The 22,676-nt window shown below is 47.0% G+C and carries 18 protein-coding genes and 1 riboswitch; of the genes, 7 read left to right on the forward strand and 11 right to left on the reverse strand.

The window, feature by feature from the left end; genetic code table 11:
- Positions 1-9: 9 nt before the first annotated feature.
- The 8 genes from QF041_RS15905 to QF041_RS15940 all read right to left on the reverse strand — a co-directional run bounded on the left by QF041_RS15905 (position 10) and on the right by QF041_RS15940 (position 10,197).
- Entirely contained in the window at positions 10-2,007 is a 1,998-nt protein-coding gene (locus QF041_RS15905; protein WP_483874690.1) for a methyl-accepting chemotaxis protein, read from the reverse strand.
- A 335-nt stretch (positions 2,008-2,342) separates the two neighbouring features.
- Positions 2,343-3,182, reverse strand: coding sequence for a MetQ/NlpA family ABC transporter substrate-binding protein (locus tag QF041_RS15910; RefSeq protein ID WP_483406961.1), 840 nt, complete (start codon positions 3,180-3,182; stop codon positions 2,343-2,345).
- 64 nt (positions 3,183-3,246) lie between these two features.
- Entirely contained in the window at positions 3,247-3,918 is a 672-nt protein-coding gene (locus QF041_RS15915) for a methionine ABC transporter permease (protein WP_047841707.1), read from the reverse strand.
- The gene (locus QF041_RS15920) at positions 3,915-4,724 is read right to left on the reverse strand and encodes a methionine ABC transporter ATP-binding protein (protein ID WP_053061448.1); all 810 of its coding nucleotides are present in this window, start codon (positions 4,722-4,724) and stop codon (positions 3,915-3,917) included. The genes QF041_RS15915 and QF041_RS15920 overlap by 4 nt, the downstream gene beginning before the upstream one ends.
- A gap of 222 nt (positions 4,725-4,946) precedes the next feature.
- A complete protein-coding gene (locus QF041_RS15925; RefSeq protein WP_307414885.1) occupies positions 4,947-7,160 on the reverse strand; it encodes an outer membrane protein assembly factor BamB family protein in 2,214 nt (737 codons plus the stop codon).
- A 102-nt stretch (positions 7,161-7,262) separates the two neighbouring features.
- Positions 7,263-8,057: an energy-coupling factor transporter transmembrane component T family protein gene (locus tag QF041_RS15930; RefSeq protein WP_307414886.1), complete on the reverse strand. Its 795-nt coding sequence runs from the start codon at positions 8,055-8,057 to the stop codon at positions 7,263-7,265.
- On the reverse strand, positions 8,032-9,603 hold the full coding sequence (locus tag QF041_RS15935) for an ABC transporter ATP-binding protein (protein ID WP_307414887.1): 1,572 nt from the start codon (positions 9,601-9,603) through the stop codon (positions 8,032-8,034). The genes QF041_RS15930 and QF041_RS15935 overlap by 26 nt, the downstream gene beginning before the upstream one ends.
- The gene (locus QF041_RS15940) at positions 9,604-10,197 is read right to left on the reverse strand and encodes an ECF transporter S component (RefSeq protein ID WP_307414888.1); all 594 of its coding nucleotides are present in this window, start codon (positions 10,195-10,197) and stop codon (positions 9,604-9,606) included.
- Positions 10,198-10,818: 621 nt separating this feature from the next.
- Here QF041_RS15940 and QF041_RS15945 point away from each other — a divergent pair.
- On the forward strand, positions 10,819-11,772 hold the full coding sequence (locus QF041_RS15945) for a copper amine oxidase N-terminal domain-containing protein (RefSeq protein ID WP_307414889.1): 954 nt from the start codon (positions 10,819-10,821) through the stop codon (positions 11,770-11,772).
- A gap of 181 nt (positions 11,773-11,953) precedes the next feature.
- On the opposite strand, the gene QF041_RS15950 is transcribed toward QF041_RS15945, so the two are convergent.
- From QF041_RS15950 to QF041_RS15960, 3 genes are all read right to left on the reverse strand, one after another.
- Positions 11,954-12,622 (reverse strand): pectate lyase, encoded by a 669-nt coding sequence (locus tag QF041_RS15950; RefSeq protein ID WP_307414890.1) that lies wholly within the window; start codon positions 12,620-12,622, stop codon positions 11,954-11,956.
- 339 nt (positions 12,623-12,961) lie between these two features.
- Positions 12,962-15,796 (reverse strand): S-layer homology domain-containing protein, encoded by a 2,835-nt coding sequence (locus QF041_RS15955; RefSeq protein WP_307414891.1) that lies wholly within the window; start codon positions 15,794-15,796, stop codon positions 12,962-12,964.
- A 265-nt stretch (positions 15,797-16,061) separates the two neighbouring features.
- Positions 16,062-16,937, reverse strand: a complete 876-nt coding sequence (locus tag QF041_RS15960; protein WP_253430463.1) for a radical SAM/SPASM domain-containing protein — start codon at positions 16,935-16,937, stop codon at positions 16,062-16,064.
- A gap of 218 nt (positions 16,938-17,155) precedes the next feature.
- Positions 17,156-17,258: riboswitch (TPP riboswitch) on the forward strand.
- 161 nt (positions 17,259-17,419) lie between these two features.
- Between QF041_RS15960 and QF041_RS15965 the strand changes: the two genes are divergently transcribed.
- From QF041_RS15965 to thiE, 6 genes are all read left to right on the forward strand, one after another.
- The gene (locus tag QF041_RS15965; RefSeq protein WP_307414892.1) at positions 17,420-18,184 is read left to right on the forward strand and encodes an ABC transporter ATP-binding protein; all 765 of its coding nucleotides are present in this window, start codon (positions 17,420-17,422) and stop codon (positions 18,182-18,184) included.
- The gene (locus QF041_RS15970; protein WP_307414893.1) at positions 18,174-19,004 is read left to right on the forward strand and encodes an ABC transporter permease; all 831 of its coding nucleotides are present in this window, start codon (positions 18,174-18,176) and stop codon (positions 19,002-19,004) included. Before QF041_RS15965 ends, QF041_RS15970 begins: the two co-directional genes overlap by 11 nt.
- Before the next feature lie 60 nt (positions 19,005-19,064).
- Positions 19,065-20,138, forward strand: a complete 1,074-nt coding sequence (locus tag QF041_RS15975) for an ABC transporter substrate-binding protein (protein ID WP_307414894.1) — start codon at positions 19,065-19,067, stop codon at positions 20,136-20,138.
- A gap of 165 nt (positions 20,139-20,303) precedes the next feature.
- On the forward strand, positions 20,304-21,116 hold the full coding sequence (gene thiM / locus QF041_RS15980; protein WP_307414895.1) for a hydroxyethylthiazole kinase: 813 nt from the start codon (positions 20,304-20,306) through the stop codon (positions 21,114-21,116).
- Positions 21,113-21,925 (forward strand): bifunctional hydroxymethylpyrimidine kinase/phosphomethylpyrimidine kinase, encoded by an 813-nt coding sequence (gene thiD, locus QF041_RS15985; protein WP_307414896.1) that lies wholly within the window; start codon positions 21,113-21,115, stop codon positions 21,923-21,925. The genes thiM and thiD overlap by 4 nt, the downstream gene beginning before the upstream one ends.
- Positions 21,925-22,590 (forward strand): thiamine phosphate synthase, encoded by a 666-nt coding sequence (gene thiE, locus QF041_RS15990; protein ID WP_307414897.1) that lies wholly within the window; start codon positions 21,925-21,927, stop codon positions 22,588-22,590. Before thiD ends, thiE begins: the two co-directional genes overlap by 1 nt.
- The last annotated feature ends 86 nt before the right edge of the window (positions 22,591-22,676 follow it).

Genomic DNA, 22,676 nt, shown 5'->3' on the forward strand with positions numbered 1-22,676 from the left:
CGATCCCGTTTAATACTTAAACTGTCTAATCAGGCGCTGCAGCTCTTCAGCCAGGGTGGACAAGCCACGAGCCGATGAAGAAATCTGCTCCATCGCTGCCAGTTGCTCCTCTGAGGAAGCGGCCACTTCTTCGGAAGTTGCGGCGTTGCCTGACGCAATGCCTGCCAACTCATTGGATACAGCAGATACTTCCTGCACACCTGCTGTGATCTCTTGCGACGTGGCAGCAATCTCTTCAATCTGAGGTGTCGTTTCCCGCATGCTATCCAGAATACGTTCAAACTTTCGAATCGCTTCTGTAGAGATGTCCATGCCCTCTCCAACCTCTGAAGTCACCTTCTCCATCATGCGAACGGAAGCTGCCATATCTTCCTGAACCGCCGTAGTCAGCACGGTGATTTCATTGACAGACTGCCCGGATTGTTCTGCCAACTTGCGAACCTCTGCTGCTACAACGGCGAATCCATTGCCATGTGTACCTGCACGAGCAGCTTCAATGGATGCGTTCAGCGCGAGCAGGTTTGTCTGTTTGGCTATATTTCCGATTAACTCCGTGATCGCTGAAATTTGGTGTGATCGTTCATATAACGCTTGAATCAATTGGTTTGTCTGTTCTACCGTCTCTTGAATCGATTGCATCTGACTCACCGTCTGCTTGACGGTGTTGCCGCCTTCTTCTGCTTGTACGGTTGTATGTTTCGCCAAATCAGCGACATGTATGGAACGTTCGGCGATTCTTGTAATACCAATCGTAATTTCATTCATGGCCTGATGGTTATGTTCAATACCTTCGGTCTGTTTCTCCGCACCACTCGCAATTTCCTGAATGGCTCGCGCTACCTGCTCACTGGCTGCACTGGTTGATTCCGCACTCTGAGTCATTTCATCCGATAAGATGACTACCTGACTGGCGCTGTTCTCCACATTTTGAATCAGCACACGCAGATTGTGCTGCATTTTGCCAAAGGCATCACTCAGTTCACCAATCTCATCATGGCTTGTGCTAGTAATGGTTTGGGTTAGATCCCCTTCACTCACCTGGATCGCCTGATCCTTCAACTGACGAATCGGTTTAACAATCGATCGCATCACGAGCCAGATGATCAAAATTCCGATGACAAGACAGGAAACGATGACCATAATCGTTCGATTCAGAATAGGCGCAGCGGCATCCTCTACTTCAGAAGAAAACATGGTGCCTGCGACCTTCCATCCCGTGGATGCATTCGTGGCGTAATACATGACCTTATCAACCTGATCAAAGGTATAGTTGAAGTTACCGGATTCATTCGTATACACTTGTGTCCAAAAATCTTCTGTTGCATCTGTTCCAGGTTCCATCGTCGGATGATAGATATACTTTTCGCTGGCATCCAGCAGAATCAGATGTCCCTTTTCTCCTACTTTAATTCCGCTAACCAATTGACTAATGTCCGACAGATTAAGATCCAATTGGACCACACCGGATTGGTCATCCAGTGCCTTCGCAATCGTAATGGTAATCTCTTTTGTCTCTGCAGAAATATAAGGGTCTGTAACAATGACTTGCTGTGGAGTACCCATCGCTTCTGTGTACCATGGTCTTGTTCGCGGATCGTAATCTTCAGGCATCTCCGCATCGGAGGACATCAGATACACACCTGCCTCTGTGCCTACACCTATGGTGATGATATCTGTGTTCTGCGCAGCGTACCCCTTCAATTCGTTCACAACCCGAACCTCGGCATCTTCTTGTCGTAATTGCTCTGCAAGTGTATTCGCATAATATTCAATGTGATTCCGCTTGGTATTGACTGAAAGATCTATCGTTGCACTGGCAAGGTTCACATTTTCCATCGCACTATGTAAAATTTGCTTCTCCACTTCATCTTTTGCACTGTTATACGATAAAACTCCAATACTTAACGAAGGAATGGCCAGGAAAGCAATAAAGGACACCACCAGCTTGGTCTTAAAGTTCTTATGCATCTTGTTGAACCAGGTCGATTTGCTATTTTTTTGGGACAAATTTCTCTACCTCTTCCAGATTAATTTTAGTTTTACTTGTTCTAGCTCTTGTAAAGCTCTCATAGATTGTAAACCATCTTTTTAAAAAACTAGGTCTCACTTCTTGTAAAAAACACTTTTCACACTAAAAAACTCGAACAAATCTCTTCATTTATAATCCAAAAGAACCATTTTCAAACAAATTATACGAAAAAACTATTAAATAAAGTGTTCCGGGGATATGACCAAATTGTTAACTTTCTAAATACTTGTTAATAAGCACGCGGACGACAAAAAAAAGATCCAAGCGTTATCGCTCAGATCTACAGGTTATTTACATTGGACCAACGTATTCTCTATTTAAATGCCGGGATCGCGATATCTGCATATTTCTCTTCGAAGAAGGCTTTGACCTCTGGACCCGCCATGCGTTTAGCCAGCTTCTGGATCGCTTCGGAGTCCTTGTTATCCTCACGGGCAACCATGGTGATGGCAAAATGGGAATCATCCTTCTCGGTTAACAATGCATCCTTCTTCGGTGTAAGACCGAGCGGACTGGCATATGCCGGTGTCATGGCTACCAGATCAGCATCATCCATCATGCGAGCCAGCATCAACAAGTCCACTTCCTCAAACTTGAAGTTCTTTGTATTCTCGGTGATGTCTGCCTGTGTGGCGTTAAAACCTACGCCCTCTTTCAGCTTAATCAACCCGTTCTGCTCCAGCATCACAAGAGAGCGACCAATGTTGGAAGGATCGTTTGCAATTGCAACCGTTGCACCTTCTGGCAATTCCTCAATCGTTTTGTACTTTTTGGAGTAGCCGCCATAGATGGCATTATAGATAGGCTGTACAGCCACCAGATTGGCATTGTTCGCTTCATTATACTGGGTCATGTAAGGCACGTGTTGGAAGAAGTTTGCATCCACTTCCTTGTTCGCGAGTGCCGTATTTGGTTGAACGTTATCTGACAACACAACAACTTCCAGGTTGACACCATCTTCCTTCAATAGCGGTTTAACAATATCCAGTACATCTGTCATCGGTGGAATCAACGTGGCTACTTTCAGCGTAACTTCTTGTGCAGCTTGTGTATCTTCTTTTGTTCCTTCAGCCGCAGGTGTTTCTTCTTTTTTGCCACAAGCAGCTACAACCAGCATTACTGCAAGCAACATAAGCATCATTTTCACTTTCATTTCATGTCTACCCCTCATCGTATAATCTGTATTGGTTATTCTTAATAATGCACGGTCCAACCGTTCAGGATCTGCGATCCAGCCAGTGGGACAGTCTGCTACCTGTGAATTGGATCATCTGTACCAGGATAATCATAATGATGATCGTAAATACCATAATCTCCGTTTCGAAGCGCTGATAACCGTAGCGAATGGCAAAATCACCAACCCCGCCGCCACCTACAATACCCATCACCGTCGAGTAAGAGATGAAGCTAATCGTAGCTGTCGTGAGTCCCAGTACAAGACCAGATCGTGCCTCCACGTACAAAAACTTCACCACAAGTTGCATCGTCGATGCCCCCATGGAAGCAGCAGCTTCAACCACTCCCCTCGGTACATCCAGCAACGCTTGTTCCACCAGTCTGGCGTAGTAGGCAATTGCAATGACCGAGAGTGGCACGGTTGCCGCCAACGTACCTATGGACGTTCCCACAACAATCCGTGTGAATGGAATCATGAATACAACCAGCAGTAAGAACGGAAACGAACGAACGATGTTAACGACACTGCCGAGTACAAAGGACAGCGTTTGATTCTGATACCGTTGTCCTCTCCGGAATAAGTACAGCAGTGTACCCAGAGGTAACCCAATCAGAACAGCTGCCGCAATGGAGATACCCACCATGACAAAAGTCTCTCCGATCGCCTGCCATATCTCATGCTGATATTTCAGCACAGACTCAGGTAACCTCATGACTTGTCCTCCTGTTCTGCCTGACGGAACAGAGACGAACCTGTCATCCCGTATTCGTCACCCGCAAGCAAGGAGGTCAGCAGATCAGGCTGCGGAGCAGGGATACTGCTCACTTCCGCTTTAGACAACGTACGAACGAGCCGCCCATCCTTCATGACGGATATCCTGTGACATAGTCTGCGAGCCACTTCCATCTCATGCGTCACTACAACAATGGTCACGCCCAGCGTTTCATTGATATGTCGCAGCACATCCAGGATACCGTTCGTGGTCTGTGGATCAAGCGAAGAGGTCGGTTCATCACAGAGCAGCACATCTGGACGACTGGCCAGCGCTCGTGCAATCGCCACACGCTGCTTCTGTCCTCCGCTGAGCTGAGCAGGATATTGACCCGCCTTGTCTTCCAGTCCAACAAACCGCAGCACCTCAAGTCCACGTTCAACTCGCTGCGCACGGGGCATACCCGCAAGCTCCAATGGCATGCAGACATTGCCACTCACCGTTCGGTTACTGACAAGATTGAAGTGTTGAAAGATCATGCCAATGGATCTACGTGCCTGACGCAGACTCTGTTCATTCATCTGGGTCAAGTGCTGCCCATTCACAACAACCTCACCATCATCCGGCTTTTCCAATCCGTTGAGCATCCGCAGAAGCGTGGATTTGCCTGCACCACTCGATCCGATGATGCCATGTATTTCTCCTTGTCCCACTTCGAGGGACACCGAGCTTAATGCTTCGAATCCCTGATCTGCACGGGAACCGCGCTCGTTATAACGTTTGCTTACACCATATAATGAGATCATGGAGAGTCCTCCCGTGAATGATCATGCATGGTTCTTCAAGAACACATGAAGAAAGCCCGCACAGCCGATAACCGGAGCGCGAGCAAGCCTGTTCATTTATAATAAATCAACATCCCTTACGAGACAAGCTTTTAAGGTGAGATTGCCTCCTGCAGGCGGCTGGCTTCATATACACGAAAACGTCCGTTGGACGAACCCACATACACTTCATTACCGATCCGGTTAATCATTCCATTCTTCGCATCCCGGTCCCGGGTGCTCCGGGTTTCCCATCACAACGTCATGTACACGACCTAACAGTGCTCCATTCTTTTTGTTCATTACGAGCAGATTCTCGTCCATGGGCAACAGCAACTGATCATCAATGACCAGATAACTTCCCTGATTCGTCGGATGCCTTAGTGTTGCAATCGTATCTTTGGCATTCCAACGCGTCTCCCCCGTTTTATAATCCAAAGCCGCTGGATAACCGTTCTTAATCACATACAACTGATCCTCTTCCACCAGTCCTCGTTCAATCTTGCCCTTGATCGTCCAGCGTGTTTTGCCTGTCTTGGCATCATACAGGGTAGTTGTAAAATCTTCATATTCGCCGTAATGATCGCCGTTTTTGTTCTCACGGATCAACAACATGCCATCATTCAGCTCCTCAAATCTCTGTCCTACCCGAGCAGGGAATTGGGCAAGCTTTTTCCCCGTGTTCAGATCAAGCAGAAGCCACTGATTATCTAGTGATAGCCATCTTTCAGCATTCGTGGTTGCAAAGGGATCAAGACGTTCAATTCCACCAGTATATGGATCATTCCAAAATTGTTCTATGGTGGATCGTTTGCCCTTTAAGCTCCATACGGTTCGCCCTGATTGCGGATCGGCTGCAACCAGCTTATTCTTTTCCCAATACAACACATAGGGGTCATCTGCACTCTTGTTCAATAATTCATAACCCGTAGCCAGTTTTCGCGTCCACAATGTTTTTCCGTTTGCACTGTCCAGAACCGTTAACCAACTGTTGCTTGAGCTCTCAACAACCGGGTTATCCACAACCACAACGTTCTTCGCAGCGGTGATGCCATTTAGTCTAAACTTTTGCTTAGGAGTGTACGTCCACATGACCTTTCCGTTCTTCAAGTTCAGATGACGAATACGATCCACGTATTTTTTCTTATCAGGGTCATAATCGGTGTAGATTGTAACGTATTTGCGCTCTGCATCCACCTCTGCCTGCTGTCTTCCAAAGCCCCCATTAATCCCCCATAATTTCTGGCCCGAATGTCGGTCAAGAGCATATATGGAACCTTCGTAGTAATCCCCGCTAAATCCACCGTCATCCCCTTTCATCAGGAGTACATCATCCGTGGCTGCTTGTAAAAAAGTGTAGTTAATATCCCCCTGGTTGGTCCATACCGGTTTCCAAGGGATTGTCGTTGGCAGTGTTGTGCCATAGATTTTTGTTGTGAACCCATATTCATCCGCCCGACTGATGTTCCAATCGGAAACGACAGCATTTCGATTATCCTGTGCTAAATTCCAGCGTGTTCTGACCAGTCTGCCATTCTTGTTGAATGTGACCAGAAATTGCGCATCTTCCCGCTCATATCTCCAGGTCTGTCCAATACTCATTGAATAACCCGTGAAATTTAGATTGTTTGAACTCTCTTTCCAATCCGGCTCGCCTAACCACCCAGCCACTTGTTTGGAGGTGGTTGCCTTGTTCAGCTTAATATCTGTCAGATGGCGTATAACCGAAGTTGGCAGCGATGCATCCTGTTGGAACCAGCCATCAGCCACATTCATCCGCTGTTCTATAGCCTGTGCCTTGATCCAGAAGAGTCCTGGCCGATACGTGGAGGATTCTTTATTCCAGACTCGTGGGGCAATGGATACCCCATACCAGCCTTTCCACTTTGCAACAATAACAGCCTTATCTGTTAGCGCTTTCTCAAAAGACCAGGTTGTAGAACTATCTGGAGCCAGATACAGCTTGCTGCCTGATTGGAGTGTGAAGCTTTGGGGAGCTGTTTCCGTCATGCTTCTACTCTCCGTGAGGGCATACCAACTTGGTAGCCAAAAGTCTCCATGATCGGTTGACTTAAGCTGCACCCACTCACCTCGAACCGTGGCCAACGTATACTTTTCGTTTTTTGTTGTATAGTATTCAATCCCCAGCTGGTCAGCAGCCACACTGCCGTCCCTTCTGTTTTTGAACAGAGGAATGTCATTCATAAGTGTAACGGTATCTCCTTGTTTGTAGGCCAACTGTGTTGATAAGACTTGGGAACTTGCCCCCAATGCTTGTGGCGTTGTAGCCAAAGCTTGTCCTTCAAGGGCGACCATTTTGGAATCCAGCAGCATCCAGCCCGTCAACAGCACAGCTGATAATCCAGTCATGGTAATCCATTTGTACCCCGTTCTCTGCCAGTCAGGACCCGTCTTCACTCTCGTTCATCCCCATTCATTAGAAGTTATTTCCAATAGAGACGCAGTAAACAGGAAAAAGTTACCGTTTACCTCAATATATTTCTATTCTATCTGCCCGTATTACCTTACATCCACCATCGTAGCATGATAAGGAAAGGTAACTCCGATGTAATAAGCCGCTGTTAAGGTGAGGATATAATAAAATACAAACCACAGATCAGCTCGCGAATAGCCAATCTGAATGTAATACGTGCGGCTCGCGCCATCTGTGAACCCTTTCGCTTCCATCGCTACCGCCATTCGCTGTGCACGGCGAATGCTCTGTGCCAGCAGCGGAATAGCGTAACGCTTGAGTGTACCATACACGTTCCAGCGAGAGCCACGTTGCCGTGTTCCACGTATACGAATAGCGTAACGGAGCGTCTGGAATTCATCCAGCAAAATCGGGATCATGCGCATCGCGGCCAGAAAGCTATAGGCATATTTTGCAGGAAGCCGCCACTGCTGCATCAGTGAATAAAACAGCCTTACCGGCTTCGTTGTCAGTCCGAACAGCAAGCCAGCCGCTGCCATAGTCAGCGAGCGAAAACCCAAGTGTAGACCGCGATAGAAGCTCTCTTCGGTTATGTGGATCAGTCCCCACTTATACCATGTGGTCTCGCCCTTACCAAACAGCATCATACCTGTAGACGTGGAGATAAACACCAGAATGAATGGTGATGCGTACAGCATCAATCTATACCATGGGTGACCTGTCCAGCACAGTAACAGCATCATCGCCATCGCAACGTTGGTCATTACATTCAGATTGTGAATGAGGATAACGATGACAAACATCATCGTCAGAATGATCATCTTTAATCCTGGATTGACGTTATGAAGCCAGGTTTCACGGTGAGGAAACGACAGTTGCATCAGATAACCTCCCCTCATCTACCATCCAGATTCGGGTGCAATATCTTTTTACGATTTCAAGATCATGGGTAACCATAACAATGGCTGTTCCCTCTCTCCGCAATTGCTCCAGCTGTGCTAACATGGCAAACGTATTGCGGGCATCCTGTCCAAAAGTAGGTTCATCCAACAGCAGTATTCGCTGCTCTCTCACCAGTGCAGAGGCAACGCTCAAGCGTCGTTTCTGCCCCATCGATAATTGGTAGGGATGGCGCTCGGAGAGGTCTATTAGCCCAAATTGATTCAACATATGATCAGTCCTGACAAGTCTTTCTTCCGTTGTCAGCCTGCCCCCCAGCAATGAGAATTCTACTTCTTCCGCGACCGTGTTGGTCACAAATTGAAACTCCGGGTTCTGAAATACAAACGCAATTCGATCTGCAAGCTGCTCTGTTTTGCCAGAGGGCTGACCGTCCACCTCATAATGACCTGTTGTTTTCAGGATATTCATCAGAGATAACAACAATGAACTCTTGCCAGCTCCATTAGCTCCGACAATACCAATCCAGTCTCCATGCCATACCTTGGCCTGCTCCACCTGAATGAAAGGTGTTTTCCCACGCCATCCGGTGAACTGTTGCAAGTCCAGTGCAGGCTGGTAGGCGGGTGATAAAGGCGATAAGGATGAGACGTGAGATATGAGGGATATACCCGGTGTATCGGATAAGCCAGACGATCGCTGTGCTTCCAAACTTGAGATGCCGTGATCCACACACACTTGAATCTCTCCAGAAGCACTTCCCTCTTCTTGCCTAGCTGCCTGCTCTTGCTCCTCCCATATGCCTGGATACCAGATTCCATAAGCCTTCAGCTTGCCCCGTTCATCCGTAAATACCTGCTGTGCTGGCCCATCCGCCACAATCTTTCCTTCAGGTGATAACACAATGATGCGGTCGACCATATCCACAATCTCGTTTATTTTGTGTTCAACGATGATGATCGTTTTGTCACTGGCGATTCGTTTGACGGTATCCCACACCTGGGAAGTCCCCTCATCATCCAGCAGTGCAGTGGGTTCATCCAAAAACAATACCTCCGGGTCCATGGCAAGCATCGAAGCAATCGCAAGACGCTGCTTCATCCCCTGAGACATGGACTGGATCAATACACGATTCTGTTCAAAGGATAACCCCACTTGTTTCAGATAATATTCAATCAGAGCAGGCATCTCTTCACGCGGAATATTTCGGTTTTCGAGAACAAATGCGATCTCTTCATCCGTAAAGGACATACAGAACTGGGTATCCGGATCTTGAAAGACCACTCCTGCTTTGGCGGGAACCTGAATATCATCACATTTCATCGGAATCTCAACCGAACGTGGTATCAGACCGCTCAGAATTTGCAATAACGTCGATTTACCCGAGCCACTCGGGCCAAGCAACAGCACTTTCTCTCCTTGACGCACAGAAAGAGACAAGCCTTGAAATACCAAGGCTTTCTCTCCTGGGAACTTGCATCTTAGATTTGTCACACTGACCGCTTGCGAATTCCCTTCCCCGTTCATCTAATCCAGCGCCTCATAATCTTGTTTGGATACCGGTCTGAGCGAACGCGTTACACCGGTTAGTTCCAATGCTTTGGCGAGATAATAAGCGAACACTCCTGCAATCAAGATGCTTCCAATGAAGCGGAATCCGATAAATAACGTGTAGTTCCAGGCCGAGAGTGAATCAATATACCCGTACTGGTAATCCAGCAAAAGCGAAGCCGCTGCAGCTCCTATGGCTGCAAGACAGGTGACAAACAGATTGGTTTTGCGATACAAAAATGCTGCGAATAATATCTCGGCTCCCAATCCTTGCAACAGACCGTATACAAGTGTGGACATGCCCCATTCACTACCCAGAAAAGCACTTACCGTTGATGCCGCAACTTCGGCAAGAATAGCCACGCCTGGTTTACGAATGATAACAAAAGCAAACGTGCCCGCCATAAACCACATGCCGTAGATCATCTGCTCCGCATGAACGCCAAATGGTTTCATCAAGTCATATGTAGGTCCCCATATCTTGTAAATCACCCCAAACACTACTGCGATCACGATGGTTACCAGAATATCCGTTAGTTTCAATCGCTTGTTGCCTGCTGTTGTTGCCATGTTCTCTACGTCCTTCCTTTGTTCCCTGTGGGGGTTGTAAAAGTGTGTGTTCAAAAAGACTGGTTTTCAGTACCAAGAAGATGGGATGAATTCATATTCGATGCTGATGATGCCGTCAGGCATTCTTCGTAATCAAAAGCAGACTTTTTGAACAACCTCTAAAAATAAACGAAAAAGCCTCCCCGGTTCCGGGCAGGCCTTACGTACAGTGTACAATCCTCACAATGATGTATGGGATGGATGTCGAAAATACGGATATCAACCAGCTCCCCTCCGCCCTGGCAGATACACCACCACAGTTCAAAGAGGTCTGTTGTTCATCCACGTTCATTCCCACAATTCACCCTTACATATTGTAATTCCATGTTCTCTACGCTGGCATTACCCAGATCAGATGTACGGTCAGCGGCACAAGGCCACTCTCTCAGCCCAACTTCATTGAGCTCCCGGTTCACTTATTTCATTGCTTCTAATGTACATCAGATGGGTATTTGTGGCAATCCCTAGAAAAAGCTTCATTTGGGGTAACAGGGAAAAGGACATCGGATGGTTCACTTTCCATAATATGCAACATTTAGGTTATGTAGTCCGTCTTAAACATTAGAAGGGAGATTGATAGTGATGAAAAATTACAACTCTGTTTGGCAGCTTAAAACATGGAAAATGGTCCTTGCCGCTTCGATACTCACCGCAGGCACGGCACCTGCCTTACTCTCATCCACTGTGGCGGAAGCCGCAGCAACTAAACCTAAACCGACAGCTTATATTAACAATGTTCAAGCTCAATATGATGTTGTCATACGGCAGGGTATTACGTACGTGGCATTAACGGAGCTTCAATTCCTCGGCAACTATACGTTTGGTTACAATAACAAAACAAAAGAGATCAGCATTAGCAGTGGCAGCGATAAGTATATCCTTACACCTAACAGCAAAACAATGAAGAAAAACGGTCAGAATGCGACATTATCCTCCGCGCCGATTCTGGTAAATGGTAAAGCGATGCTTCCGCTCCGTGCCATCGGTGAAGCTTTTGGTGCCAAGGTGCAGTGGAATCAGAGTGCCAAGGAAGCCTACATTTACACTACCGATGCTACGATTGTAAAAGAATATAACAGTTCCGATCTGACTGTGGCGCGTGAAGCCGCACTGCATCTGCCACGCTTCTCTGAACTGGGACAAGCACGTCTGGACATTCGCAACCCTCTGGGTCCGGTGGATTCATCCATTGAATACATTTTTGAACAAGGCAAAAAAGATCGTTTCTTCGTTGTTGAGGATAACGATCTGATCAGTTATTATATCTTCAAAAATGGAAGTGCACTGCTACAATGGCAAGCTAACATCAGCAAAAATGCCGGAACCATCGGTGACCTGTTCTTTATTAAAAACAAAGCCGTCGCTGAAGCAGGGACTCGCCCTTCCGTAACAGGTCAAACACTCGTATCATTCAAGTACTCTCGCATGCTTGAAGAAACCTCTTTCGAAATCATGAACGAATTGAGCTCTATTGATACCGGTTCTGTTGTCCCCGAGAAAGGCAAAGTCATCGTTGAAGTTCCGGGAGAGAAGTAATTTGAGCATCCTCTATAAAACATCGCTCAGCAAAACTATACTATGACATCTGCATTACAAAGAGCGCCCTCAAAGTCATTGTGGCAATGACTTTGAGGGCGCTCTTTTTGGCGTTATATTTTAACTTCAAATTACAAGCGGAGCTTAAACTTTTACCAACTCCAGCGATTCAATCTCCTGTCTAATATTGCGTGTTCCCAGACTGGCTCGTTTTCCCTGAAGCAAACCCCTTGAACAACGTTGTTACTTTGGAATAACGGGTATTCGTAATTTTCCCTTGTGATGTGCTACTGTCTGTACGCAAAATCGAATCTTTCACATTGGAAATATTGGAGCTATCCAGCGTCATGTTAACCGCGAAGGAAGTTCCACCATTTTGACGAACCAGCTTGCCAATATCGTCTGCACGGAAATTTTTGATGTTAATTGTTCCAGCTGCATTCATCTGGAACACTTTATCATAAGCCTTGTACGCTGCCCCACCGGTAATGTTAACCGTTCCGGCAGACTTCAATGTCAGTGCATCCTCGCCCACGTCCTGCCAGACCACATTCGATATATTACAGTTTCCATAACAGTGAACACCATCAGCAGCTGGTGATCCAATGTTTACGTTTTTGAGCGTGGCCCCTGCCTCCAGACGGAAGACTGGCTTCTGATTTTCTGCTTGAGATCCGTCGCCCAGTGTGGAAGGATTGGCTACAAATGTTTTACCTTGACCGTCATAGGTCGTACCCTTTGGAACAACAATAGTTGAATTTACAACCGTAGGCGCAGCCGCAGCCGGAACGGCACCAAATATAGAAGCAACCAAACCAGCGGACAGCAACAACGTCAATATTTTTCTCATAACTTTATTCCTCCCTTATTCTCTCGTTATTTGGTATTGTACAAGCCTGAGCTTGTCCTGGAAGATCGTCAGAGGTGCACCTCTGTCCGACCTACAACCTAATCCTACCAAATAAGGGAGGAAACTAGAATAATCATTAGATCACGTTTGTATTTTCCAGCATAGAGCCTGATGTTTCAGCATGCTTTGAGGTATCATGTCTACTTGTTATGTACCGATATCAACTTCGGATATGCTCTATTTAAGCCACCAAAAGTTTCCGACAAAAAAAGAAACCCTTAGTCTTTTTATAGACAGGGTTTCTGCATGATACATTTAAAACTAATCTAAGTACTCTATTTATTCTAGAGTTTCCAATTCATCTTCGTTAATTTCATCCGATGGTTGAAGTGAAGTGAGTGGATCAACATTGGTAAATTCATTTACTGTTTCATAAGTAACCACACCCTCTTCAGAAACGATCATTCTGAGAATGACCCAGTATCTTTCATTACCACTGGCATCTGCTACAGTATACGTTGCACTTGGAGTGGCTACAGCACCATGGAACACGTCAATTTTGGCACCAGATTTCTTGATTGTGCTTGATCCCGAAAAATGATGAACATAGAATGTGTACGTTCCAGGAAGTAAATGACGAATGGTTGTCGTTTCAGGTCCGTAAGACGTTACATCATCCAAATCCAAATCAACCATAAGTTCGCCATTATTATAATATTGTTTATCAGAGTAGTACGTATGGAACATTCCCTCATCACCTGCTGGACCTACGAGGTGTGAATCCAGATCCACTGGATCTTTACCCCAAGTTAACACGAAGCGTGTTTCATCTTGTGTAGGTATTTCAATAGCAGTTTGATTCTCACGTTTATTCTCCACATTTACTGCCGAGACACCAATGAGATAAGTTGTAATATATTTTGTATCTCCACCTCCAAGTTCACCTGTGTAGATGCCTGGGGGAAGATTGATATAGTAGTTTCCTTGAGTATTCGTTTTGACAGTACCAACAATTTCACCTGTTTTGTTGTCCAGGCCTTTTCTAAACGAAATACTTAAATCTGCAACCGGTGCTCCAGCTACATCCTTGATGTGACCACCGAATCCTGTAAGTTTGATTGCACCACTTTGGCTTCCTGCAAAATGTGTTTTATTAACATCTGACTCCACAGTGATGTACAATGTGGCACCATAGCTATCAATAGCATCAAAAGTAAATTCACCATTGCGGTACTGCAAGTTATTCAATTGTTGTTCCGCCCCATCAAAATAGGCACGAACTAGGAAATCATTTACAGTCAGATCAGAAGGTTCCAAATCCTCAGAAAAATTCAACTTTGCACTTCCATTTGTAACTTGAATCCCTTTGAGTGTCGGATAGACTGTTCCTTCGTTATAGACTGCAACGGTTACCGGAACATTGATTTCGAAATCTCCATATTTGGCTTTTACCACTGTCGTACCATTGCCTTTAGCTTGAATCTTGCCTGAGTCAACAACGGCAATGGTGCTATCCTCGACATTCCATTCTGCAATTGAAGTGATATCTTTGATCGCTGAGGTAGCGATACCCGTGAATACGATCTGACGGGTCGAATCAATTGCTGAAAACTCTGTTTCTTGAGGTGTATAAACTATACTAGTCACTGTAGGATCTACCTCAATAGCTGGGGGTTGATTAAGTTGACTAAAATCAATACCTTCTACATTGACCAGAGCTGAAGATAATGTTCCCGCTCCAGAAAACTGTACGATTGCATTTAATATAGCCCGATTCACTACAGCACCATGGTTAATTTTAAACACTGTGTTCAATGCTTCTTGGAACACTTCGAGATTTCCAATGGTGGAATTATCTCCGAACTCCACTGAAACCTGTTCTGCGTGAACCATAACAGAGTCGAAGCTTCCACTGAGCACTACCGAAGAATTATGGGGAATCGACTCTGCTATTTCAATCGATCCGACATCACCCGTGGAGACATTTTGTACGATTGCACCAGATCTAATCTCAATCTGCTGAACATCACTTCCACCTTCAAGGACCAAACGAATACTGCCATCCGCTTTGTCAACAATCACTGTTGCAAGAACTGAGTCCACTGCATGAATACTATTTGGTCCTCCGCCTTGAATCTCAGTAGTTCCCGTGACACTAACATTATCAAGAGTCACGTCACCATTTCCTACGGACTCAAGTATCTTCAGCTTACCATTTATTTTGGTGTTTTTTAGAACAACACCTTGGGAACTAATAGTTATATTTCCAGTTACATTACCAAGAGTATATGTACCTGGAGCAGAGAGATTATTACTAGGGGCTTGTTCCCCGCCTCCACTATTTCCACCATTGTTACTTCCGTTCCCTTTATCTCCGGAGCTGCTACCGCTATTTCCCTTACTGTTACCTTCAGAAGGTTTTGCTGTTTCAGGTTTTGCTTCATTTGAATCTTCAGTATCAATCTCTGTCTTGGCAGGAGCCATGTAACTATCATATGTAGACTTATTTATCACAAACTCATATGCAAGTCTCGCTAGCGCCTGTCGATCTGCTATGCCTGATGGATTAAATTTTACTGTTCCATCTTTTTGGACTAATCCTTTGATAAAACCAGATTGATAGGCTAGTGTTACAGAATCTTTCGCCCAGTTGGATACTTGACCCAAATCTGAGAGTTGTGGTTTGGATGTTTGACTCGTTAGATCTTGATTGTCCCAACCAAAGGCTCTAACAAAAAATACAGCCAACTCTTCTCTTGTCACATTTTTATTAGGCGAGAAGCTATCTTTGGAGGTACCTTGAGCAATTCCAGATTTGACAAGTGCACCTACATATCCGGCATACCACTGATCTTCCTTTACATCTCTGAATTGACTTGCTTCGACATTATCAGGCTTTAAATTAAGCGCACCGACCATAATTTTTGCTAATTGAGCTCGTGTTACCGAATCGGAAGGTTTAAATGTCCCATCAGTAAATCCTGTGAGTATTCCTTGTTCTACTAATTTGGTTATTTCTGTTTTGGCATACGAATTATCAATATCAGTAAAAGAAGTTTTAGATGTAGCCACTTCTGCCGATACAGATAAATTGATAGATAACATAGAAACAATCAGAGACGTAGAAAGCATTAACGATAGTTTGTGATTAAACTTTTTCCATTTTGAATTCAAAACTAAAACACACTCCTCAGTAGGCTTCTGGTTGGTAAATCCACTAATATATGAATCTTTAGAACTAATACACCTCCTAATCAATAGGATAATAATACCATGCAAATTCATAAAAACAAGATTAATAAACTATGATTTTACAAAAAAGTTGTTATCCTGAATTGATTTCAATTCTTATTATCTAAATAATTTCGCAATAAAGACAAAACGAACCTACCGAAACAAATATTTTCGGTAGGTTCGTTTTTAAGTAAATTTATATATTCTAGGCTCCAAATCTCTGACGATAACCGCACTTTCGACACAACTCTTCCACAGCTTCGCGCTTGGAGAAGCCATATACCAGATTGTTCGCTCGCTCACCCTCAATAATCTCCGAGAATGACTTCTCGTGCACGTTACCCAGGTTAATCACACCCTCGCCATCGAGACAGCATGGAACCACCGTTCCATCTACAAGCACAGCTGCCTGACTACGCAATGCATGGCAGAAGCCTTTGCCGTCATCTTCAGGTGCATCCAGACTTGGCCACTGGAACTCATGGTCCTGATTCAGGTATACATTCGGGGCAATTTTGACCCCGCTGCCTGGAACTACTTTTTCCTCAATGCGGAAATCCAGATTGAACTCACGTTCCAATACTTCAAGGGTCTCCCGATTTCGATTCATCTGAGCATTTGTGAAGTTATCCTGCGTCAGATTCCAAAGTCGGAATGAGATGATGACATTGTGCTTAACGGCCTCGTGTACAAAGGACAAAATATGACGCAGGTATCCGTCACGGTCTGTTGAACCTTCATGCCCATCGAAGCTGTGCAGGGAGAAATTCATCTGCCGCAGCGCCGGTTTGCCAAGCAATTTATGCTGAGTCTTGGGCAATAGTGTACCATTCGTTGTAATGTTCACCTTGAGTCCCTTCTCATGTGCGGAATCGAGCAACAGATCTATTTTGGGATGCAACAAGGGTTCGCCTTTGACATGTAGATAAATATGATTGGTGTGTGGTTTAACTTGTTCCAGTATATTGTTGAAGACTTCAGGGTCAATGAATCCTTTGGCACGCTGCGTCTGAGGACAGAAGCTGCACGCCAGATTACAGATACTTGTGATCTCAATATATACTTTTTTGAACGTTTTCAACTCGGGTCCCCATTCTGCCTAGGAGGGAGAACAATCCCACCTGCATTTTGTGATCCGGCCTATACGGGCCATCCCTATTATATCGGGTTCATGAGCCGAGGTAAATTGTTCAGTTGTTCGGGTCTAACTCCAAGTTCATCTCAAGAATTCTATTATACTGCCTCTTTACAGTTCAGGTTCGAGTGATATATGCTGAACACATAACTGCATATCTTGAACTTTTGCACTAGGGGAGCCTTGCGGCTGAGACGAATATGACTATTCGGACCCTTTGAACCTGATCTGGATCATACCAGCGGAGGGAAGTGGAGCGGCCTTTTAGTAAGCGGAATTCTTTCATGTATATGTGAAGATAAATTGCGGATCTAACTTACAGACCCACTCATTTCTCCGGAAATGGGTGGGTCTTTTTTTGTTCCTTTTGCAGAGTATAGGATGCCATTGTTATTGCAGCAGTCTGACATCAAGGGGGTGAGGATCAGATGAATAACCATGTAACCATTCACAACATAAGCTTTGCTTTTCCCGAAAAAAGGGATTTCCCCGTGCTCTCCAATGTGTCGCTTCAGGTTCAACAAGGAGAATTTGTCTCGCTCATCGGCTCCAGCGGATCAGGTAAAAGCACGCTCTTCAAGCTGCTCGCAGGCTTGCATGAGCCAACCGTTGGCACCATCGATATAGCTGATGTACCGCAAGGGCAACGGCTCGGACGAGTCGCTTATATGCCGCAGAAAGATCTGCTGTTATCCTGGCGAACCGTCATGGAGAACTGCATGCTGCCTGCCGAGTTGGCACCAGGCCGACAGGACAAGGACAAGTTACGGGCCAACATCCTAGCTGGGTTGGCAAGGTTCGGCCTGTCGGGTTATGAACAGGCCTATCCAGATGAGTTATCCGGCGGAATGCGACAGCGGGTGGCATTGCTACGTACCTTGCTTACAGGCGGGCAGCTCATGTTGCTGGATGAACCCTTCGGTGCACTCGACGCCTTAACCAAACGAGAAATGCATCGCTGGTTGCTGGAGCTGTGGGAGGACTTTGGACAAACCGTGCTGTTCATTACCCATGACATCGAGGAAGCCCTGCTGTTAAGTGACCGTATCATTCTGTTAACTCCAGGGGGGCAAGGTCAGCAGTTGCGGGAGATAACGGTTCCTTTACCACACCCAAGGCATTCGGACATGATCTACGAACCGGCTCTCGTGCAGATGAGGCAACAACTGGAGGAACAATTACATGCAAAATGATAGAGCTGAGGTTAGCGTTTGGACGTGGTGTTCAAAGTGGCTCTCGAGGTCGTTTTCCCAATATGGTCTGTTTATTCTGCTCATGTTCTTATTACTGGCGATCTGGGAAGTGATTGTGCGTATGGGATGGGTGCCCTCCTTCATCATTCCTGCACCCACGGCTATCGCAAGCTCACTGGTTGAGCATCGTCATCTGCTGCTGACCATACATCTGCCTGCTACCTTCATGGAGGTTGCTGTTGGTTTTGGCTTGTCCATAGTGACTGGAATTACGCTGGCAACAGGCATGCATATGAACCGGTCGATTGAAAAGGCCTTGTATCCCTTCATCGTAATCAGTCAGACCATCCCGCTGATTGCCTTGTCCCCCGTATTTATCCTGTGGTTTGGTTACACGTTGTGGAGCAAAGTCGCCGTGGTGTTCCTAATCGCGTTCTTCCCCATTGTGGTCAGTACCTACGATGGACTCCGCCAAGGCGATCCGGAGCAGCGTGAACTGCTGCTCACCATGGGCGCCAGCAAGTGGGATATTTTTTGCAAACTCCAGGTTCCGCTGGCACTTCCCTCTTTTTTCTCGGGGTTAAAGATGTCTGTGGTGTACTGCGTGGTTGGTGCAACGATTGGGGAATGGCTTGGTGGCAGCAAAGGTCTCGGATACTTCAGCCGTCGTATGTCCAGCAACATGAACACGGATGCCATGTTTGCAGCTATTGTGCTGTTATCCCTGCTGGGGATCGTTTTGTTTGCACTGATTGCCTGGCTGGAGAAACGGTTTAGCATACGGCGGCATGGACATGGAGGCAAAAGAAAAGTTGGATAATACTTAGACAGAAATTAGATGTAAATACAAATCAAAACGATGAAATGAGGAACTTCATTTATGAATAACAAAGGTATCTACTCCCTGCTTCCCATCATGCTCATTAGCCTTTTGCTGATCGTCAGTGGATGCAGCACCACGAATACCAGCAATAACACGCCAACAACAGACTCTGCAACTAATGCACAGCAAACAGATCCGTCTGCAACCAAACCAACATCAGACGCCAAAGATAAACTGTCCATCATGCTCGACTGGTACCCGAATGCAGTACACTCCTTCATCTATGTTGCTCAAGAAAAAGGGTACTTCGCAGACCAAGGTCTGGATGTCGAAATTCAGATGCCTGCCGATACCAATGATTCACTCAAACTTGTTGCTGCCGGTAAAATTGATCTGGCCTTAAGCTACCAGCCCCAAATTTTGCTCGCTCGTGGTGAGAACATTCCTGTACGTTCCATTGCTGCTGTTGTTCGCCACCCGCTTGTGCATCTGTTGACCGAAGCAAATGGCAACGTGAGCTCACCCAAAGATCTTGAAGGAAAAACTGTCGGTTATTCTTCGATTCCGCTGTATGAAGCGATGGTTCGTACGATGATTAGCCACGATGGTGGCAACCCAGATAACATGAATCTGGTGGACGTTGGGTTCGATCTGATTCCTTCGCTGGCTTCCGGACAGGCGGATGCAATTATGGGTGGTTTTATTAACCATGAACAATTGATTTTGGAGAAAGAAGGACATGCCATGAAATCGATTAACCCCGTCGATTATGGCGTGCCTGATTATTATGAACTGGTCATGACTGCGAGTGAAGCTGGCATTGAAGCGAAAAAAGACCAGCTTACCCGGTTCGTCAAAGCGATCCAGGAAGGACAAAAATATGTAACGGAGCATCCAGAAGAAGCCTTGAATATTCTGCTCGCTCATGAGAATGAAACGTCTCCGCTTGACCCGGAGATCGAAACCAAAAGCCTGGCTATTCTACTGCCACTCATGAATGAAGAAGGCCAACCGTTTGGTCGGCAGGAGATGGAGTTGTGGGAGAATGTACGTGCTTGGCTCGTTGAACAGGATGTGATTCCTGAATCGGTGAAAGCCGAGGATGCTTTTATTAATCTTCAAGGAGAGTAAATGATTTAGATTTTACGTTTCTGCTTTTCCCGCATTAATGATCTGGCTGTTGTTAGACTCTGCGCCCCAACTCAACAAGGAGACTCATATCCTATTATTCTGCTGAGTGACCCTTCATACCGGTCTTCTACCGATGGGGTTACTTCAAAACAAGGAGGAAATTATATGTCTTATCTGGAACGTGTTCGTACACAAAATCCGCTGGTACACAATATCACCAACCTTGTCGTGGCTCCCTTCACAGCCAATGGTCTGCTTGCACTAGGTGCGTCCCCTTTTATGGCCTATGCTCATGAAGAGGTCGCTGATGTCGCCAAGATGTCAGGTGCCGTGGTACTTAACATTGGTACACTCGATGAAAAAGTCGTTCAAGCGATTCGATTGGCTGGTCAATCAGCTAATGCGCATCACGTGCCTGTTGTGCTTGATCCCGTCGGCGCAGGCGCAACCACATATCGCACGGAAACCGTTCAGATGCTCGTTCGTGAACTACGCCTCACAGTACTGCGCGGCAATGTGGCGGAAGTCGCCAATGTCATCGGTGAGAGCTGGAGTATCAAAGGTGTGGATGCAGGATCAGGTGAGGGCGACCGAATCGGCATTGCGGAGCGGGCAGCGCATAAACTTGGCTGTGTCGTGGTCATTACCGGGAAAGAAGATATCATTACTGATGGACAATCCACATTCCTCACGAGTAATGGTCATGCCCTGCTCACTCAGGTTACAGGTGCTGGCTGTCTGCTCAGTTCGGTTATTGGTGCTTTTACAGCCATAGCGGAATCAGGAGCCGATCTTATAGGCAGTGTTGTTGAAGCGCTCGCGTTTTATGGTGTAGCAGCTGAACTGGCGGCAGAGCGGACAGCTCATCAGGGGCCGGGCAGCTTCCAGATTGAATTGTTAAATCAACTGGCACAAGTAACACCAGACCTCTTAGCAGAACGCGCACAGATCCGTCAGATCCGTGGAGGTGCAGTATGAGCATTGCTCAAGCGCTAACCATTGCAGGCTCTGATAACGGGGGCGGCGCAGGAATTCAGGCCGATTTGAAAACATTCCAGGAGCTTGGCGCATACGGCATGACCGTTATTACCGCTATTGCTGCCCAAAATACAACAGGTGTGCAGGGCGTCTTTCCCATCCCTTACGATGGCATTGCCCAGCAGTTGGACTCGACCGGCGAAGACTTTCAACCAACCGCAACGAAGACCGGCATGTTATATAGTGCCGAGATTATTCGTCTAGTGGCTGAGAAATGGCAGCAATACCGTTGGTCGAATCTGGTCATCGACCCTGTGATGGTAGCCAAAGGCGGCGCCCCCCTTCTCCAGCAGGAAGCTGTACAGGCGTTGGTTACGGATCTGTTGCCCCATGCCCTGATCACAACACCTAATATACCGGAAGCGGAACTGCTTACCGGAATGTCTATCACGAATCTGAGTCAGCGAGAAGAAGCCGCAAGACGGATTGTACAGATGGGCTCAACGTATGCTTTGGTCAAAGGTGGTCATGATGAAGGAAGTGGCATGATCGTGGATGTGCTCTACGATGGGCAGTCTTTTCATTATCTGGAGAATGTTCGTGTGGTAACACGTCATACACACGGAACGGGATGCACATACTCTGCTGCGATCACCGCAGAGCTAGCAAAGGGTTCACCTGTTCTGGCTGCCGTTATGACCGCGCGAGCATTCATTCAGGCAGCCATCGAAGATGAGTTGGGGATTGGGGCCGGACATGGGCCGACAAATCATTTTGCGTATCAGCGCAGACAGCGGGGTGAGCAGTGATGCGCCCTTGGGATGCAGAAGCGGTACAACGCGCGATGCAGGTGTATTTGGTGATGGGCAGCGTTAATACAACGCAAGACCCTGTGGAAGTGCTGCGCCAGGCCATTGCTGGCGGCATCACGCTGTTCCAGTTCCGTGAAAAGGGAACTGGCGCCCTGGTTGGCGAAGCTCGCATCACGCTTGCGATGCGGCTTCGCGAGGTGTGCAGCCAGCACGGGGTCCCGTTCATCGTGAACGATGATGTGGAGCTGGCTGTAGCGGTGGAGGCCGACGGCGTGCATGTCGGCCAGGAAGATGCGGACGCGGCGCTGGTACGCGCCCGCATTGGAGATGGGCGGATGCTTGGCGTATCCGCCCACTCCGTGGTTGAGGCGCGCCGTGCCGTGCAGGCGGGCGCCGACTACCTTGGCGTCGGGCCCATGTACCCGACGCGCTCCAAAGCGGATGCCCACGCTGTGCTGGGCCCCGCAGGGGTGGCGGAACTGCGCGCCGCAGGCATCGCAGTTCCGATTGTGGGTATCGGCGGCATTACGCCCGATACCATGGCCGCCGTGATGGCGGCTGGAGCCGACGGCGTAGCCGTCATCTCCGCCATCGCGGGCGCGGCCGACGTGCGCGCAGCGGCTGCGCAGTTCGCTGGGGCAGTGCGCGGGATGCAGGCGTAGCCTTGCTCTCCCTGCACTGCCAGCCCCGTGGGCTGCACCGAATACATGGTGCAGCCCACAATCGCTCGCTCTCCTCTCCATAACAG

The sequence above is a fragment of the Paenibacillus sp. W2I17 genome (assembly GCF_030815985.1).
Classification (GTDB): domain Bacteria; phylum Bacillota; class Bacilli; order Paenibacillales; family Paenibacillaceae; genus Paenibacillus.

What these genes read in the sequence shown, in the direction of transcription:
- QF041_RS15910 (WP_483406961.1), bottom strand. Translation starts at nt 3,182, where the DNA reads ATGAAAGTGAAAATGATGCTTATGTTGCTTGCAGTAATGCTGGTTGTA.
- QF041_RS15915 (WP_047841707.1), bottom strand. Translation starts at nt 3,918, where the DNA reads ATGAGGTTACCTGAGTCTGTGCTGAAATATCAGCATGAGATATGGCAG.
- QF041_RS15920 (WP_053061448.1), bottom strand. Translation starts at nt 4,724, where the DNA reads ATGATCTCATTATATGGTGTAAGCAAACGTTATAACGAGCGCGGTTCC.
- QF041_RS15930 (WP_307414886.1), bottom strand. Translation starts at nt 8,057, where the DNA reads ATGCAACTGTCGTTTCCTCACCGTGAAACCTGGCTTCATAACGTCAAT.
- QF041_RS15935 (WP_307414887.1), bottom strand. Translation starts at nt 9,603, where the DNA reads ATGAACGGGGAAGGGAATTCGCAAGCGGTCAGTGTGACAAATCTAAGA.
- QF041_RS15940 (WP_307414888.1), bottom strand. Translation starts at nt 10,197, where the DNA reads ATGGCAACAACAGCAGGCAACAAGCGATTGAAACTAACGGATATTCTG.
- QF041_RS15945 (WP_307414889.1), top strand. Translation starts at nt 10,819, where the DNA reads ATGAAAAATTACAACTCTGTTTGGCAGCTTAAAACATGGAAAATGGTC.
- QF041_RS15950 (WP_307414890.1), bottom strand. Translation starts at nt 12,622, where the DNA reads ATGAGAAAAATATTGACGTTGTTGCTGTCCGCTGGTTTGGTTGCTTCT.
- QF041_RS15965 (WP_307414892.1), top strand. Translation starts at nt 17,420, where the DNA reads ATGAATAACCATGTAACCATTCACAACATAAGCTTTGCTTTTCCCGAA.
- QF041_RS15970 (WP_307414893.1), top strand. Translation starts at nt 18,174, where the DNA reads ATGCAAAATGATAGAGCTGAGGTTAGCGTTTGGACGTGGTGTTCAAAG.
- QF041_RS15975 (WP_307414894.1), top strand. Translation starts at nt 19,065, where the DNA reads ATGAATAACAAAGGTATCTACTCCCTGCTTCCCATCATGCTCATTAGC.
- thiM (WP_307414895.1), top strand. Translation starts at nt 20,304, where the DNA reads ATGTCTTATCTGGAACGTGTTCGTACACAAAATCCGCTGGTACACAAT.
- thiD (WP_307414896.1), top strand. Translation starts at nt 21,113, where the DNA reads ATGAGCATTGCTCAAGCGCTAACCATTGCAGGCTCTGATAACGGGGGC.
- thiE (WP_307414897.1), top strand. Translation starts at nt 21,925, where the DNA reads ATGCGCCCTTGGGATGCAGAAGCGGTACAACGCGCGATGCAGGTGTAT.